General features: G+C 42.5%; 14 protein-coding genes. 12 read left to right on the top strand and 2 right to left on the bottom strand.

Annotated elements, in window-relative coordinates:
• Complete coding sequence (gene sspI / locus BA79_RS07370; RefSeq protein ID WP_008346010.1) at positions 1 to 222, bottom strand: small acid-soluble spore protein SspI; 222 nt, start codon at positions 220 to 222, stop codon at positions 1 to 3.
• A gap of 113 nt (positions 223 to 335) precedes the next feature.
• Here sspI and BA79_RS07365 point away from each other — a divergent pair, with 113 nt between their 5' ends.
• The 3 genes from BA79_RS07365 (at position 336) to pheT (ending at position 4,920) form a co-directional block, all read left to right on the top strand.
• Positions 336 to 1,079, top strand: coding sequence for a TrmH family RNA methyltransferase (locus BA79_RS07365; RefSeq protein ID WP_035701950.1), 744 nt, complete (start codon positions 336 to 338; stop codon positions 1,077 to 1,079).
• A gap of 376 nt (positions 1,080 to 1,455) precedes the next feature.
• Positions 1,456 to 2,490 (top strand): phenylalanine--tRNA ligase subunit alpha, encoded by a 1,035-nt coding sequence (pheS, locus tag BA79_RS07360; RefSeq protein WP_008346004.1) that lies wholly within the window; start codon positions 1,456 to 1,458, stop codon positions 2,488 to 2,490.
• Between the two features lie 15 nt (positions 2,491 to 2,505).
• A complete protein-coding gene (gene pheT, locus BA79_RS07355) occupies positions 2,506 to 4,920 on the top strand; it encodes a phenylalanine--tRNA ligase subunit beta (RefSeq protein WP_035701947.1) in 2,415 nt (804 codons plus the stop codon).
• 246 nt (positions 4,921 to 5,166) lie between these two features.
• On the opposite strand, the gene rnhC is transcribed toward pheT, so the two are convergent.
• Entirely contained in the window at positions 5,167 to 6,090 is a 924-nt protein-coding gene (gene rnhC / locus BA79_RS07350; RefSeq protein WP_008346000.1) for a ribonuclease HIII, read from the bottom strand.
• 134 nt (positions 6,091 to 6,224) lie between these two features.
• Between rnhC and zapA the strand changes: the two genes are divergently transcribed.
• From zapA to BA79_RS07305, 9 genes are all read left to right on the top strand, one after another.
• Positions 6,225 to 6,482 (top strand): cell division protein ZapA, encoded by a 258-nt coding sequence (gene zapA, locus BA79_RS07345; protein WP_008345998.1) that lies wholly within the window; start codon positions 6,225 to 6,227, stop codon positions 6,480 to 6,482.
• Between the two features lie 7 nt (positions 6,483 to 6,489).
• Entirely contained in the window at positions 6,490 to 7,023 is a 534-nt protein-coding gene (locus tag BA79_RS07340) for a CvpA family protein (RefSeq protein WP_025207758.1), read from the top strand.
• Positions 7,024 to 7,137: 114 nt separating this feature from the next.
• Positions 7,138 to 8,850, top strand: coding sequence for a DNA polymerase/3'-5' exonuclease PolX (polX, locus tag BA79_RS07335; RefSeq protein ID WP_017358250.1), 1,713 nt, complete (start codon positions 7,138 to 7,140; stop codon positions 8,848 to 8,850).
• 21 nt (positions 8,851 to 8,871) lie between these two features.
• Positions 8,872 to 11,229, top strand: coding sequence for an endonuclease MutS2 (locus BA79_RS07330; protein WP_035702186.1), 2,358 nt, complete (start codon positions 8,872 to 8,874; stop codon positions 11,227 to 11,229).
• 14 nt (positions 11,230 to 11,243) lie between these two features.
• Positions 11,244 to 11,648: a DUF350 domain-containing protein gene (locus BA79_RS07325; protein ID WP_007501637.1), complete on the top strand. Its 405-nt coding sequence runs from the start codon at positions 11,244 to 11,246 to the stop codon at positions 11,646 to 11,648.
• Positions 11,649 to 11,810: 162 nt separating this feature from the next.
• Positions 11,811 to 12,266 carry an Imm63 family immunity protein gene (locus BA79_RS07320; protein ID WP_035701944.1) on the top strand — a complete coding sequence of 152 codons (456 nt, stop codon included), beginning with the start codon at positions 11,811 to 11,813 and terminating at the stop codon, positions 12,264 to 12,266.
• Between the two features lie 100 nt (positions 12,267 to 12,366).
• A complete protein-coding gene (locus BA79_RS07315) occupies positions 12,367 to 14,076 on the top strand; it encodes an AMP-binding protein (RefSeq protein ID WP_008345988.1) in 1,710 nt (569 codons plus the stop codon).
• A 174-nt stretch (positions 14,077 to 14,250) separates the two neighbouring features.
• A complete protein-coding gene (gene fadR, locus BA79_RS07310) occupies positions 14,251 to 14,835 on the top strand; it encodes a fatty acid metabolism transcriptional regulator FadR (protein WP_017367816.1) in 585 nt (194 codons plus the stop codon).
• Positions 14,836 to 14,860: 25 nt separating this feature from the next.
• Positions 14,861 to 15,640 carry an enoyl-CoA hydratase gene (locus BA79_RS07305; protein ID WP_035701941.1) on the top strand — a complete coding sequence of 260 codons (780 nt, stop codon included), beginning with the start codon at positions 14,861 to 14,863 and terminating at the stop codon, positions 15,638 to 15,640.
• Positions 15,641 to 15,645: the final 5 nt, after the last annotated feature.

Here is a 15,645-nt window from a genome sequence, read left to right as displayed (position 1 = left end):
TTATTGCTGATGTTCAGGCTTTAAGCCCTGCTCTAATGTTTCAAGAATTTCATTTTTTTCATCTTCTGATGCCTCTTGCCATAACACCTCAAACAAAACGCCAAGACCTGGCAGCATTTTTTCCTCGCCGCTTTGAATCGCATCTAAAATCGTATGCTCAAGCTGCTCTTGATTATGGCCAGTAATGTTTTGAATCACTGCGCCTCTTAAATTAAAATCCATTGCCCACACTCCTTTTTTGATGGTGATAGCCCTATTCTGTCTCAAAGACAGGTTTATTATGTAGTGTGCTTGAGATATAATAAATTCATGATATTTAAAGGAGTTAAAGTCGCTTGAAATATATAGAATCAGCTAAAAACGCACACATTAAACAATGGAAAAAGCTCCATACAAAAAAAGAACGAACGAAAACAGGGCTGTTCCTTGTTGAAGGAAAACACTTAGTCGAAGAAGCATTGAAAAGCGGGGTTGTAAAAGAGTTAATGATCACAACGCCTGACATGCTCCCTGCGGACATCGAGCCTGACATTGAGCTGTATGAATTAAGTGAAGAGGCTTTTACTGCAATGACGGAAACGGAAACACCTCAGCAAATCGCAGCGGTTTGTACAATTCCTGTATTTGAGGAGAAAAAGTATGAACGAATGCTTCTGTTAGATGCAGTACAGGATCCGGGGAATTTAGGCACCCTCATTCGGACAGCAGATGCAGCGGGGCTTGATGCTGTGATCCTAGGAGACGGAACCGTTGATGCGTTTAACGGAAAAACGCTCCGTTCAGCACAAGGGTCTCATTTTCACCTGCCTATCTTAAAACAAACACTTCAACAGACAATTCCAGCATTAAAGGCGCAAGGTATACCTGTATATGGCACTGCTTTAAAAAATGCGAAAGAGTATAGACACATAGCATCAGAAGGTCCATTTGCGCTAATTGTAGGCAACGAGGGAGCAGGTATTGATCCAGAGATTCTTCAAATGACAGATCAAAATTTATATGTTCCAATGTACGGCCAGGCAGAATCTTTAAATGTAGCTGTGGCAGCAGCGGTTCTTGTCTATCATTTGCGCGGATAGTGTTGCAACACGTCCTATTTTTCACTATAATGAAACTAATATTTTAAAAACCATGATAGAGGAAGATTGTTTCACGGAGCGTCCTAATAGGGAGAATGCATCGTAGACTGAAAGTGCATTTAAGGAATGCTGAAACAGGAATTCACCTCTGGAGTTGTCACCGGGACCGCAGGTTTTGCGTAAAGGTGGACCGGATTCGTTTGATTCCGTTATGTCAATGAAGCTTATTCGCACATGTATTTGTGCTTAACAAGGGTGGTACCGCGACCACAACTCGTCCCTTCTTTTTTGGAGGGGCGGGTTTTTTTATTGTCTTCAAACAATCAAACACCCGTTTATTCAGACGGTTTTGTATATTAAAAGGAGGATGACACTCATGCAAGAAACGTTAAAACAGCTTGAAACAGAAGCGATAGCGAAGGTAGAAGCAGCCAGCTCGCTCAAAGAAGTCAATGACATTCGTGTTCAATATTTAGGGAAAAAAGGTCCGATTACAGAAGTGCTGCGCGGAATGGGCAAGCTTTCCGCTGAAGAAAGACCAAAAATGGGCGCACTTGCAAATGAAGTGAGAGAGCAGATTGCTGGTGCCATTGCTGAAAAAAATGAGCAGCTAGAAGCAGAAGAAGTGAAAAAGAAACTGGCTTCTCAAACCATTGATGTCACATTGCCAGCAAGTCCGATCAAAATCGGGGCAAGACATCCATTAACGATTGTCGTAGAAGATATTGAAGATTTATTTATCGGAATGGGCTATACCGTTGAAGAGGGCCCTGAGGTGGAAACAGATTACTATAACTTTGAAGCGCTCAATCTTCCAAAAGAACATCCGGCGCGTGATATGCAGGACAGCTTCTATATTACTGAAGACACACTCATGAGAACACAAACATCACCCGTTCAAGCACGTACACTTGAGAAATATAAAGGCCAAGGCCCTGTGAAAATCATCTGCCCTGGTAAGGTATATAGACGTGACAGCGATGATGCCACTCACTCGCATCAATTCATGCAGATTGAAGGACTTGTGGTAGATCACAATATTAGCATGAGTGACCTCAAAGGGACGCTTGAGACAGTCGCAAGAAAAATGTTTGGGGAAGATCGTGAAATTAGACTGCGCCCAAGCTTTTTCCCATTCACAGAACCTTCCGTTGAAGTTGATGTGTCATGCTTTAAATGCGGCGGGAAAGGCTGTTCCGTATGTAAAGGAACAGGCTGGATTGAAATTTTAGGTGCAGGAATGGTTCACCCGAATGTATTAAAAATGAGCGGATTTGATCCAGATACTTACCAAGGCTTTGCTTTTGGAATGGGTGTTGAACGTATTGCGATGCTCAAATACGGCATAGATGACATTCGTCATTTCTACACAAATGATATTAGATTCACGAAGCAATTTAAGCAGGACTAAGAGGAGGAAATCAACATGTTTGTTTCATATAAATGGTTAGAGGACTATGTCGATTTAGAAGGCATTCAGCCGGATGAATTAGCAGAGAAAATCACAAGAAGCGGAATTGAAGTGGAAGCCGTTGAGTATAAAGGCGAAGGCATCAAAGGCGTTGTCGTTGGACACGTCATTGAACGTGAACAGCATCCGAATGCGGATAAATTAAACAAATGTCTTGTTGATATCGGCGAAGACGCACCGGTGCAAATTATATGCGGGGCTCCAAATGTGGATAAAGGACAGCATGTGGCTGTCGCAACGGTTGGTGCAGTCCTTCCTGGAAACTTTAAAATTAAAAAAGCAAAGCTGCGCGGTGAAGAGTCTCATGGCATGATTTGTTCTCTGCAAGAATTAGGCATAGAGAGCAAGCTCGTACCAAAAGAATATGCAGAAGGCATCTTTGTTTTCCCGAATGACGTGAAACCAGGGGATGATGCCCTTCAAGCACTTCAATTAGATGACGCGGTACTTGAGCTTGGCTTAACACCAAACCGTGCTGATGCCCTTAATATGCTAGGTGTCGCTTATGAGGTTGCCGCCATTTTAGGGAGTGACATCAAGCTTCCTGATACAGCACATGACACTTCTTCTGAAAAAGCAGCAGACTATATTTCTGTTAAAATTGAGGATCAAGAAGCGAATCCACTTTATGCAGCGAAGATCATTAAAAATGTAAAGATTGGACCAGCACCACTTTGGATACAAACAAGATTGATGAATGCAGGTATCCGCCCAATTAACAACGTCGTGGATATTACGAATTTTGTCTTACTTGAATACGGTCAACCACTACATGCCTTTGATTATGACCGGTTTGGTTCAAAGCAGGTGGTCGTACGTAAAGCGGCTGAAAATGAAATGATTCAAACTCTAGATGAACAAGAACGTACATTGTCTTCGAAGCATCTTGTCATTACAAATGGCACAAAAGCGCATGCTGTTGCAGGTGTCATGGGCGGTTTTGAATCAGAGGTGCGTGATGAGACGACAACGATTCTTTTAGAAGCGGCATATTTCAACGGTCAAACCGTCCGTCAAGCATCTAGAGACTTAGGGCTTCGCAGTGAATCAAGCACACGATTTGAAAAAGGGCTCGATCCGCAGCGGACGAAATCAGCAGCCGAAAGAGCAGCACAATTGATCAGCATCTATGCAGGTGGTGAAGTGTTAAGCGGGACTGTGGAGGAAAACCACCTTGAAACAAGTATGAATGTCATCCACGTATCAACTGAGCGTGTGAACAAGGTGCTTGGTATGAGCATTTCAAAAGAAGATATGATTCAGATTTTCAACAAACTAGGCTTTACAGTGGGCGAATCAAATGATGTGCTTGTTGTAACGGTTCCTTCCCGCAGAATGGATATTACGATTGAAGAAGACCTCATTGAAGAAGTCGCGAGGTTATACGGCTACGACAATATTCCATCTACACTCCCTGCGACAGCTGGTACCGTTGGCGGTCTCACGCCATACCAAGTGAAGCGCAGAAAGGTGAGACGTTTCTTAGAGGGCGCAGGGCTTTCTCAAGCGATTACGTATTCATTAACGAATCAGCATAAGTCCACAGCCTTTGCTTTAAATCCAGCTTATCAAACAAGACTTTCCTTGCCGATGAGTGAGGAACGAAGTGTGCTGAGACAAAGCCTTCTGCCAAACTTACTTGATTCTGTTGCATATAACTTAGCAAGACAAGCTGATTCTTTTGCCTTTTATGAAACGGGTTCTGTGTTCTTAGCAGAAGCTGAAGGGGCAAAACCGGTGGAGAAAGAACATGTCGCTGGTGCGCTGACAGGCTTATGGCATAAAAATCTTTGGCAGGGCGAGAAAAAAGCTGTCGATTTTTATGTAGCGAAGGGTATTGCAGAAGGGCTGTTTGAAAAGCTTGGTGTATCAGGAGAGATCACGTATGTTCAAGCAGAGCGTGAGGGCCTTCACCCAGGACGTACAGCCGATGTTCATTTAAATGGAAAAGTGATTGGCTTTGTAGCTGCACTTCATCCAGTAGTGGAAAAGGAATTAGATTTAAAAGAAACGTATGTATTTGAATTTGATTTAACAGATGTAATGACGTCTGAAACAGAGGATATGAAATATACGGCTATTCCGAGATTCCCAGCAGTGACTAGAGACATCGCACTTGTCGTCGATCAGCATATTTCAAGCGGACAGCTGGAGCAAGTCATTTATGAAGCTGGCGGACAATTGCTCACAGACCTTTCCGTCTTTGATGTGTATGAGGGTGAGCATATGGAAGAAGGTAAAAAGTCTGTTGCATTCTCTCTGCAATATTTAAACCCAGAACAAACGTTGACTGAGGAAGAAGTCACGGCTGTTCATACAAACGTATTGAAAGCATTAGAAGATACGTATCAAGCCGTCTTGCGCGGATAATCAAAAGAGCTATCGCTTTATGGGCGATAGCTCTTAGCGTGTAGACAAACCCTCGCATTCTTTGTCAGTCCTGCGCGCTGGTACTCACGAATGTCAAATTCGCTCTGTGCCAGTGCTCGTCCTTCCTAGGGCTGCAAAGGTTTTCTATCACGCTGAAAAGAAGACAAAGGGCTAAAATCAAGTTCATTTTAGCCCTTTGTCAACAATCTGAGAGCTATCACCTTATGGGCGATAGCTCTTTTTTGATTATAACCATTTTTTCGCTTTTTGGGTGTTGGCAAAATGAAGTTTTGTAAATTGGCGTAAAGCCTCTTCGCCGTGCTGTTTCATCAGCTTTGCTGCCGCTTTGTCAACATGCGGACCGGCCCCTTTTGGAATGTCAAAGCCCGCTGCTTTTGATAATTTATCCATTTCAATTAAAAAAGCATACCTTGCAATAATAGAAGCTGCAGCAACTGATAAGTGAATGCCTTCTGCTTTCGTACTAAAATATGTACGCTCTCGAATGATCTTTTTCCCCGCAAGATGCCTGAAATAAATGCCTGGTTCGGCAAATTGGTCAATGAGAATGGCTTCTGGTTTCTTGCCATCCAGTTTTTCTAGCACGGAGGTGATGACTTGGTTATGAAGCAGTGCCTTCATTTTCCCTTGGCTCATGCCCTTTTCCTGCATCGCATTGTATTTTTCATTCCGAAGCACGAGAAGGCTGAACGGGATGGTTTTGATCAAGTCTTTGGCAATGTTGATAATCTGCGGATCTTTGAGTCCTTTTGAGTCTTTCACCCCGAGCTCTTTCATGAGAGCAAGCTGACTGGAATCAACATAAGCCGCACAGACCGTAATGGGTCCAAAATAATCGCCAGTACCGACCTCATCTGAGCCAATAACCGACATGGAAGCAATGCCGGGTGGTGGGCTGTACTGTGTGATGGATGGTGTTTTTTTGCTTTTTGTTTCAGTTGCTTGTAAATGGTTGAACTGACTCGCTTCAGCTTCTGCCTTTTGTCCTTGGAACAGCACTTTTCCAGATTTGTAAGCTGTAATCGTACAGCCGGGAACCTTTGCTTGAAATAGAGCGCCTGGCGGCAAAGTGTCAGTTAAATGCTGAGCGTACACGCTCTTCATTTTTTTCATGTCTTCTGATGTTGCTTTTAAGACGGATTGGGGCACAGTGGATAACTCCTTTTTACCTTGATATCATTGATTTCTAAAGTGTACCATAACAGGGAAGGGCTCGTCTTTCCATTCAATGTCTAAACATGTTATGATAGAGACTAGGATTCTCGTGGAATGGAGGAGAAACGTTGTCTGACGGCGGTAAAACGAAAACAACAGTTGAGATTTACGGACAGTCCTATACGATCATCGGTCAAGAAACGAAGATGCATATGCGACATGTTGCTTCAATTGTTGATGATAAAATGAGAGAAATCAATGAAAAAAATCCATACCTTGATATAAACAAATTAGCTGTACTGACAGCAGTCAATGTCGTCCACGACTACTTGAAATTAAAAGAGCAATACGAAAAACTAGAGCTTCATCTAAAAGAAAAGGAATGAAATTACCGTGATCGATATCATCATTTTGTTTTTGCTTCTTATGGGAACGCTTGTCGGTCTAAAACGCGGGTTTATTCTTCAATTTATTAAATTGATTAGCTTTGTTGTTTCTATTTTAGTGGCTTCTCTGTTTTATCAGTCACTTGCACCACAGCTTACGTGGATTCCAGCACCTAATTTTAGCGGCGGTCAAGCGCAGCTTGCTTTCTTTAGTGGGAATCTAGAAACAGCTTATTATAATACCATTGCGTTTATCATTCTGTTTATCTTGACCAAAATCCTGCTCGCTATCATCGGCGGATTGCTCACAACCATTGCAAGTATCCCTGTGATTAAACAGGTCAACAAACTGCTTGGCGCTGTTTTAGGATTTCTTGAAACCTATCTATTTGTGTTTATTTTATTGTTTGTGGCCGCATTACTTCCAGTCGATGCGCTTCAAACGATGATGAGCAAATCAATGTTAGCAGATGTGATCGTAAATAGCACCCCTTACCTGTCCGGTCTTGTCAAAGACCTCTGGTCGACGTATGGAGTTTAAGAACTTCTCCTTTCTTGGAGAAGTTTTTTCTCATTCCATGACAGAAAGTTGTCGGATGAAGGGAAAGTTTGTATATTTATATAGGAAGATGCCAAAGCGGCTGGAGGATGAGAGATGAATAAAAAAGATATTATCAAACTTCTTGAAACAATTGCAGTCTATATGGAGCTAAAAGGAGACAATCCTTTTAAAATTTCTGCCTTTCGTAAAGCAGCTGCGGCACTGGAACAAGATGACCGCAGCCTTTCTCAAATAGATGACCTATTAGCATTACCCGGTATTGGCAAAGGAACCTTTGCTGTGATCACAGAGTATATCGAAAAAGGACAGTCTGAAACACTCGAACAATTAAAAAAAGAAGTGCCTGAAGGACTTGTCCCCCTCTTAAAATTGCAAGGACTCGGCGGGAAGAAGATTGCTAAGCTCTACCAAGAGCTTGGTGTTCACGATGCACAGTCTTTAAAAGAAGCATGTGAAGCGGAAAAAGTACAAACGCTTGCTGGGTTTGGCAAAAAAACAGAAGAAAAGATTCTTGCCGCTCTTGAGGAGGCGGGAAAGCAGCCAGAACGACTGCCAATTGGTTTTGCATTAGATGTGGCAGAGCGAATTGATGATGCGCTGGAACAGATGGAGGGAATCATCCGTTTTTCAAGAGCGGGCAGTTTAAGACGTGCGCGTGAAACGGTTAAAGATTTAGATTACATCATTGCGACTGATAACCCTGAACAAGTGAGAGAACAACTTGTTGCTCTTGATGATGTCAAAGATGTCATTGCGAGCGGTGATACGAAGGTATCGGTCATACTTGCACTAGATTTTGAAATCAGTGTAGATTTCCGCCTTGTGACAACAGACCAATTTGCAACAACGCTGCACCATTTCACTGGCTCAAAAGATCATAACATTCGTATGCGACAGCTTGCGAAGGAGCGCGGTGAGCGTATTAGTGAATATGGGGTTGAAACGATCGAAACTGGGGATGTGAAAACATTTGAAGACGAAAGCGCTTTTTATGCACATTTCCAACTTCCGCTCATTCCGCCAGAAATTCGTGAAACCGGAGCAGAGATTGATACGTATAAAGAAAGTATGCAATTTGTGGAACGAAAAGATATCAAAGGCGATCTTCATATGCACTCGACATGGAGTGATGGCGCTTTTTCTATTCGCGAAATGGCAGAGGCATGTATCGCAAAAGGCTATGAATACATGGCGATCACAGACCACTCACAATATTTAAAAGTAGCAAACGGTTTAACAAAAGAACGTTTGCGTTTGCAAGCAAAAGAAATTGACAAGCTGAATCAAGAATTCGAACATTTTCACATTTTCAAAGGGGTCGAAATGGATATTCTGCCGGATGGATCGTTAGATTATGATGATGACTTTCTAGCAGACATGGATTTTGTCATTGCGTCTATTCATTCTAGCTTCTCTCAGCCGGAGGAAGTCATTATGGAGCGCCTAGAAAATGCCTTGAATAATCAGCATGTGGATTTAATTGCCCATCCAACTGGCCGTTTGATCGGTAGACGAGACGGCTATGCTTTAAATATTGATCAGCTCATAGAGCTTGCGAAAAAAACGGGCACTGCACTGGAACTCAACAGCAACCCGTCAAGACTGGATTTAAAAACAGAGCATTTAATGAAAGCAAACGAAGCGGGTGTGAACATCATGATCAACACAGATGCACACAACATCGCCATGCTCGATCATATGGACGTCGGTGTCACAGCTGCAAGAAAAGGATGGACACCAAAAGCAAATGTCGTGAATACATTTTCACTCAATGAGATGAAAAAGTTTTTAACGCGTGACAGGTAGTCGTTAGGAGGCTGGACCATGCTGCAACAAAAAGTGTTAGCATCATTAGAATTTCATAAAGTAAAAGAAAAAGTCATGTCCTATACTGCTTCGACTTTAGGGAAAGAAAAAGCGCAGGACTTAATACCACTCACAGATATCGAGAGCATTCAGCATCTGTTAGAAGAGGTAGCAGAAGCGCAAGATGTGATTCGTTTAAAAGGATCTGCGCCGTTTGGCGGGTTAACGGATATTAGACGAGGCGTCAAACGAGCAGAAATAGGCAGTATATTAAGCCCTTCTGAGCTGATGGAAATTGCGGCGCTGTTATATACCACAAAAAACATGAAGCACTTTCTCGCCTCTATGTATGAGGACGGAGTAGAGATACCCCGTCTTCATACATATGCAGAATCGCTGATTTTACTGCCAGACGTGAGAAAAGAAATCGAAAGCTGTATTGGTGATAATGGAGAAGTGCTTGATCACGCAACGCCAGCCCTCCGCACCATACGAACGCAGTTACGATCACTAGAATCAAAAGTACGAGATAAATTAGAATCAATGATTCGTTCACAATCTGCCTCGAAAATGCTGTCAGACACCATTGTGACCATTCGTAATGATCGGTTTGTCATTCCCGTAAAACAAGAGTACCGCTCGAATTATGGGGGGATTGTTCACGATCAATCTTCTTCAGGCGCAACTCTTTTTATTGAGCCGCAAGTGGTCGTGGATTTAAATAACACCTTGCAGCAAACTCGCCTAAAAGAAAAGCAAGAGATTGAAAAGATTTTGCAAATGCTGACAGCGAGTGTGTCAGAGCACATTGATGAATTGCTTCATAATGTGAATGAACTTCAGACATTAGATTTTATTTTCGCCAAAGCCAAATATGCAAAAGCAGAAAAAGCCACAAAACCTACTGTGAATAACCAAGGGGAGATTTATTTAAAACGGGCAAGACATCCCCTATTGCCACGAGATCAGGTTGTGGCAAATGATATTGAGCTAGGCAAAGATTTTTCTACGATCGTCATCACAGGTCCAAATACAGGCGGTAAGACCGTCACTTTAAAAACACTTGGACTTCTTACGCTGATGACGCAGGCAGGTCTTCATATTCCAGTCGAAGAAGGATCAGAAGTGGCTGTATTCGATCAAGTCTTTGCTGATATTGGAGACGAGCAGTCTATTGAACAGAGCTTGAGTACATTCTCATCTCATATGGTCAATATTGTGGATATCTTAAAACATTTGACGTCTAATTCACTTGTGTTATTTGATGAATTAGGTGCGGGGACAGATCCTGCTGAAGGTGCAGCACTTGCGATGAGCATCTTAGATGAAGTTCATCAAACAAATGCGCGCGTCATCGCAACGACTCACTATCCTGAGCTGAAGGCATACGGATATAACCGAGAAGGCGTCACAAATGCGAGTGTAGAGTTTGATATTGAAACCTTATCCCCCACATATCGCTTGCTCATTGGGGTGCCGGGACGAAGTAATGCATTTGAAATTTCCAAGCGTCTAGGACTGCCTCATCATTTAATTGACCGTGCAAAAGCAGATATGCATGCGGAACATAATGAAGTCGATCAGATGATTGCTTCATTAGAAGACAGCAAAAAACAAGCAGATGAAGAACTGCATGAGACGGAATTTTATAGAAAAGAAGCAGAGAAGCTCCATAAAGAATTGCAAAAACAAATCCTTGAATGGAATGAACAAAAGGACAAACTGCTGGAAGAAGCCGAACAAAAAGCGGCAGAAAAAATTGAACAAGCAACAAAAGAAGCAGAAGAGATTATTCAAGAGCTTCGGTCCATTAAAAGTGAGCATCGTTCGTTTAAAGAACATGAACTCATTGATGCGAGAAAGCGTCTTGAAGAAGCTGTCCCTGAGTTTGACCGTAAGAAAAAACCAGAGCCGGTGAAAAAAGCAGCAAGACAGCTAAAGCCAGGCGATGAAGTCAAAGTGCTGACGTTTGGCCAAAAAGGAACGCTCATCGAACAAACGGGTAACAAAGAATGGAGTGTCCAAATGGGCATTCTAAAAATGAAAGTAAAAGAAAAAGATATGGAATTTATCAAATCAGCACCGGAATTTAAGCAAGAGAAAGCCATCACGGCGGTCAAAGGAAAAGACTATCATGTATCACTTGAGCTTGATTTAAGAGGAGAGCGGTATGAGAATGCCTTAAGCAGAGTCGAGAAATACTTAGATGATGCCGTCTTAGCTGGCTATCCGCGTGTGTCGATCATTCACGGTAAAGGCACTGGCGCCTTGAGAAAAGGGGTCCAGGAATTATTAAAACAGCACCGTAGTGTAAAAAATGCTCGTTTTGGAGAACAAGGCGAGGGAGGATCAGGCGTCACCATCGTCGAATTAAAGTAAAAAGGAGAAAACGCATGAAAGCCTTTTGGGAAAATGAACTTGTGGAAATTGCCGCCTATTACAGCGTGGCCGTCCTATGTCTTGTCTTATTTCTGACCATATTTGAACTCGTGACCTCCTATAAAAACTGGGAAGAGATTCAGCGGGGGAACTTAGCTGTTGCTATGGCAACCGGCGGGAAGATTTTTGGGATTGCCAATGTCTTTCAGCATTCCATCGCCCAGCACAACTCGCTTCTTCAAATGGTCGGATGGGGCGTATACGGCTTTGTGATGCTGCTCGTCAGCTATTTCATTTTTGAATTTTTAACACCACGATTTAAAGTAGACAAAGAGATTGAGAATGATAATAGAGCGGTCGGGTTTATTTCACTCATTATTTCTGTTGGGCTGTCTTATGTAGTTGCAGCCGGCATTTAAGGAGACGACATGGAAAAACTAGCCAAAGTATTAATTGTAGTTGCCTGCACTTTTGCGGTTATTGGTGCCGTTTACATGTTCCTGTAAAATGAAGAATACATTCTAGAAAGCTGTCAGGGAAAACCTTGACAGCTTTTCACTCATCAAAGGCGGCGAATCAGAATGAATCAAATCTTGCAAAAAGACGAACTCATAAAGCGCATTGACAGTTGTCTCAAAAAGACATCTCTTCCCCAAGACATATATGAACCGTATGTTGCGCGTCCTTTTCAAACGACTGGTTTTTTTGATGATTTGAGTCCATATATCGACATTGATCCATCCGGCTATATTCTTATTCAATATGAACGAGGGATTAAAGTGCTTCATAAAAGAACAAAAGAGGCGGATGAAGTCGTATATTGGATTTTAGAAGACACCATCTTTCTAACTGTGTATCTAGACATGATGAGACAATATCAAGTGGACAACATCCAAACACATTTACCTAATGACCCTAGTATCCATAAACAGATTGTGGAGAGAGTCCATGAGTCATTTCGTGCGATCGGTGGATTATACGAAAAGTGGCATCATGAAGGGAAAAGAGCCTCTATAGAAACACCGGCGAAAAAATGAAGATGTGCCATAGAACGAGCTCGATTTGAAAAAAGCAAACTGCCATAAGGAAAAGTTTGCTATAATAAAATAGTACGAAAGTTCAGGAAGGAGGGTTTTTATGCAGTCAGATAAACGATGGCTTCTGCATTACCCGAATCAAATTCCCCACGAACTCACCATCCCAAATGAAACATTGCAATCTTACTTATTCAGCTCCGCAGAGGCAGCACCTGAGCATACAGCCATTCATTTTTTAGGAAAAAACATCACCTACCAGCAGTTACAAGAAGATGCGCTGAAATTAGCCAGTCACTTGATTGACATCGGTGTCAAAAAAGGCGACAGAGTAGCGATTATGCTGCCAAACTGCCCGCAATCGGTGATTTCTTATTATGCGGTTTTAATAGCAGGCGGCATTGTCGTTCAAACCAATCCGCTTTATACGGAGAAAGAACTGGAATATCAAATGGAGGACAGCGGCTCTAAGGTGCTGATCACTCTCGATCTACTGTATCCAAAGGCCTATAAAATGAAAGCGCTGACAAGTATGGAACATTTGATCATCACAAAATTACAAGATTACTTGCCATTTCCGAAAAACATATTGTTTCCGATTGTCCAGCGAAGGAAAAACAACATGGTCATCCAAGTGGAGAAGAGTGATTCCATTCATCATTTCTCACAGATCATGAAAGAGTCGTCAGGAGAACAGATTCCGCAAATATCCTTTCAACCGAAAGAGGATGTCGCAGTTTTGCAATATACAGGCGGAACGACCGGTTTACCAAAAGGAGTCATGCTCACACACGAAAATATAGTAGCCAATACAGAAATGTGTGCATCCTGGATGTATAAAACGAACCGTGGAAAAGAACGGATTCTAGGGATCATTCCGTTCTTTCATGTATACGGCATGACGACCGTGCTAAACCTTGCAGTCAAAGAAGGTCATCAAATGATTCTTCTTCCGCGTTTTGATGCAGCGGATGCCTTGAAGACTATTGAAAAACAGAAACCGACGCTGTTCCCAGGAGCACCAACGATGTATATTGCCCTGCTTCATCATCCGAATATTGAGAAGTATGACCTATCATCCATCACGGCATGCTTAAGCGGATCGGCCGCTCTTCCTGTTGAAGTCAAACAGAGTTTTGAAAAACTAACAGGAGGAAGGCTGGTGGAGGGATATGGACTTTCAGAAACTTCTCCTGTCACTCATGCCAATTTCTTATGGGGAGCGAACAAAATAGGAAGTATCGGGTGCCCTTGGCCGAATACGGATGCCGGTATTTATTGTGAAGAAACGGGTGGACTCAAAGCGCCATATGAGCATGGAGAGATTATCGTCAAAGGTCCTCAAATCATGAAAGGGTACTGGAATCAGCCGGATGAGACAGCGGCAGTGTTAAGAGACGGCTGGTTTTTCACAGGAGACATTGGGTATATGGATGAGGATGGTTTTTTCTATATCGTAGACCGGAAAAAAGATGTCATCATCGCGAGCGGCTATAATATTTACCCAAGAGAGGTTGAAGAAGCCCTTTATGAGCATGAGCTTGTACAAGAAGTGGTTGTGGCGGGTATTCCAGATCCGTATAGAGGGGAAACAGTAAAAGCCTTTGTTGTCCCGAAAAAGGATGCCTATGTAACAGAGGATGAACTGGATCGTTTTGTTAGAACAAGAATTGCCTCATTTAAAGTGCCGCGTGTCTACGAATTTAAGGAATCACTGCCTAAAACGGCTGTAGGGAAAATCTTGCGCAGAGTGTTAATTGAAGAAGAAAAAAGAAAGCAATCATCTTCAACAGAAGAACCAGTCGATCAATGAGAGAATGAACCAGCATCATCCGGTCAAGCGGCCGGATGATTTGAATTGTACGTGTCTGCTCTGGTATGCTAAAGGTTGAAAAGAAAGAAGAACATCACTTGACAAATCACTCGTTTCTTTTTAACATAAAGTTATGAATGAATGCTCATTCAATTTAGAAAGGGACGAAGCACATTGAAGCAGAAAAGACCGAAGTACATGCAAATTATTGATGCAGCCGTTGTGGTGATTGCAGAGAACGGCTACCATCAATCACAAGTTTCAAAGATTGCCAAACAAGCAGGAGTAGCAGACGGAACCATTTATCTCTATTTCAAAAACAAAGAGGATATTCTGATCTCGTTGTTTAAAGAAAAAATGGGACAATTCATCGAACGGATGGAAAACGATATTCAAAAGAAACCGTCTGCGAAAGAAAAGCTTCTTCTCCTCATTCGAGAACACTTTCGCCTGCTATCGCAAGACCATCATTTGGCCCTTGTGACACAGCTTGAACTCAGGCAGTCAAACCTTGAACTGCGCCAAAAAATCAATGAGGTGCTGAAAGGGTATTTAAATATGCTAGACTCCATTTTAACCGAGGGAAAGAAGACAGGAGAATTTAGACAAAATCTAGATGTCCGCTTAGCGAGACAAATGGTATTTGGGACGATTGATGAAACCGCTACAACATGGGTCATGAATGATCAAAAGTATGACCTGCCAGCACTCGCAGAAAGTGTACATGATCTTCTCTTAAACGGAATACATCAATCTTAAAGACAATTGAAAAAGGATGATTGACATGGAAAAAATACTTAGCTTACACCAAGACGAACAGACAGCACTCATCACGATTCAACACCCGCCTGCAAATGCCTTATCCTCTCAGCTTCTCACTGAACTCAACGACATGTTTGATCAGCTTGAACAAAACAGTGAAGTGAGAGCTATTGTCATTCATGGAGAAGGTAGATTTTTCTCAGCAGGTGCTGATATTAAAGAATTTACGACCTTGCAGGAAGAATCTGATTATGCCAGCCTTGCAGACAGAGGACAGCAAGTGTTTGAACGAATTGAACAATGTCCAAAACCGGTGATTGCTTCCATTCACGGGGCAGCATTAGGCGGCGGGCTTGAGCTGGCGATGTCGTGTGATATTCGAATCGCCACAAAAGATGCAAAGCTGGGACTGCCGGAATTAAATCTCGGTATTATCCCAGGATTCGGCGGAACGCAGCGCCTGCCTCGCTACGTTGGATCAGCTAAAGCACTTGAAATGATGGGAACAGCTGAGCCAATTACAGGAGAAGAAGCATTTGCCTGCGGACTTGTTTCAAAACTTGCGGAAACAGAGGACGAAGCGCTGGAAACAGCCAAAACATTGGCGGCGAAATTTGCAGCGAAAAGCCCTAAAACGCTTGAGTATGTGCTTGAGTTATTGAATGCGACAAAAGTGTACTCATATGATGGCGGAATGAAGCTGGAAGCCAAAAAGTTTGGTGAGGTGTTCCAGTCGAATGATGCCAAAGAAGGCATCCAAGCTTTTATCGAAAAGCGTAAACCGAATTTTAAAGGGGAATAAGGGAT

It is taken from the genome of Bacillus altitudinis 41KF2b, from assembly GCF_000691145.1.
GTDB lineage: Bacteria > Bacillota > Bacilli > Bacillales > Bacillaceae > Bacillus > Bacillus altitudinis.
This window is presented reverse-complemented; position numbering and strand designations above follow the sequence as displayed.